1 protein-coding gene is annotated in these 1,726 nt (G+C 67.8%); it reads right to left on the reverse strand.

What is annotated here, in order from left to right:
* Positions 1–124: 124 nt before the first annotated feature.
* A complete protein-coding gene (locus C4V41_RS60500; protein ID WP_200825063.1) occupies positions 125–1,501 on the reverse strand; it encodes an IS1380 family transposase in 1,377 nt (458 codons plus the stop codon).
* Positions 1,502–1,726: the final 225 nt, after the last annotated feature.

Below are 1,726 nucleotides of genomic sequence, written 5' to 3' on the forward strand. Positions count from 1 at the left end.
CACCATGCGGATGGCTTCTTCCTTGAACTCCGGCGAGAACCGCCTACGACGCCTCGTCACGTACCTACCTCTTCCAGACTTCAGTCAGCTTATGTAGCCGACTGTCCGGAATCTCCGGGGCACCTCAGTGAGCCCAGGGCCAGGTGTGGGGGATCTTGATGGTGCGTCGCCGTTGGCCGCGGACCAGGCGGGCGCTGGTGTGCAGCAGCGTGTAGCGCAGGGTGGACGGTTCGGCGATCGCCAGTTCGGCCTCGCAGCACAGCAGGCGCAACCAGGACAGCAGGTCGCAGCCGATCGCGGCGGCGATGCACCAGGCCTGGTTGATGGCCAGCGACCAGGAGGGCAGGCTGGCCAGCCCGGTGTTCTTGCCGCACCGGATGAAGTCCTCCACCCGGGCATGGACGCGGTGGCGTGCCTCGCCCTGCTGCAGCGGCAGAGCGGCAGCAGGGGTGTTGGTCGCGATCAGCTGATAGCGCCAGCCGCGTGCCTTCTCGAAGTCGGTCAGTTTGGCTCCGGAGGCGGGTTTCTCCCGGCGGACCAGGATGCGCATGCCCGCCGGCCAGGTGGCCAGCTTGTCGCCACCGGCCGAGTGCCGCAGCAGGCCGGTCAGCTCCGCGGTGCCCGCCTCCTGCCGATCACGGGCCTGGCCCGCGTCATCCAGCACGCACGACCACACATCGGCAGGCAGTGCGGTGATCGCGCTGCGAGCGCGCTCATCAAGGTCGAAGCCGACCGAGTAGTGGGCCCGGCGGCTGCGCGTGTTCAGCGTGGTGATGAAGGCCAGCAACTCGATCGTGGCGCCGGCCCCGTCGCAGGTGATGAGGATCCGCCCGCGGTGCTTCGGCGGGATCTGCGCGATCGCGGCGGCCAGGACCTCGAGGTGGTCGCAGATGGTGTTGGCGCCCGCGTTGCCCGGACGCAGCTTGATGGCCAGGCACTCGCCCGTGTTATCGCACCACGCGGTCAGCGGGAACAGCCCGTAACTGCCCTTGAACGTCCCGGCCGCCGCCTCCTTGTCGCTGTGACAGAGCTGGATGGTGGCATCCAGCCGGATCACGATCCATTCTCCGAGGTCGCCGTAGCAGGTCCGCGAGGCCGGCACGCTTCCGTGCCGCGCGGCGATCAACTCCCACACCCGCCGCCGGGCCTTGGCCCGAGCGGCGGCGATCTTGTCCCGCTGCCGGGCGGTCACCTCCTCCAGCGCCCGCCACGCCGTCGACGCCGAGGCCACCGGCCCGAATAACTCGCCCTGATCCCGCAGGGTACGGATGTGTCGGATGGCCGTCCCGCCATCGGCGATCATCACGCCCAGATCGGACAGCACCTGGCCCCGATCGTGCACCACCTGACGGCCCCGCACCCGCAACGCGGCCGTCAGCTCGCCGCTCAGGCCGGACTTGAACGCCAGCATCCGCAGGCCCGCCGTACCGACGTGAGAGACCACGCCGTGACCGCCGACCGTGACCGCCAGCCCTTGCATCCACTTCGGGATAGTCTGCACGCGAAGAGTGCTCCTCGCTCTGGAAGGTTGTTGATCTCGACAATCCGTAATCTTCCAGATCAGGGGCACTCTTTGCTGTCTAACCGTTCATCCGGTTCGAGCTTTCCTTAGCCGCCGTGAATCGCCGAGGCTAGACGAGTAAGTCCGATCTCCGGTCAGTGATCGTAGGCGGTCAGTGACCGGGTGATCGGTGCGTTGGTTGCGTTGTTGTGCCAGATCGCGGCG

The organism is Nonomuraea solani (assembly GCF_900108335.1).
GTDB classification, from domain to species: Bacteria; Actinomycetota; Actinomycetes; order Streptosporangiales; family Streptosporangiaceae; genus Nonomuraea; species Nonomuraea solani.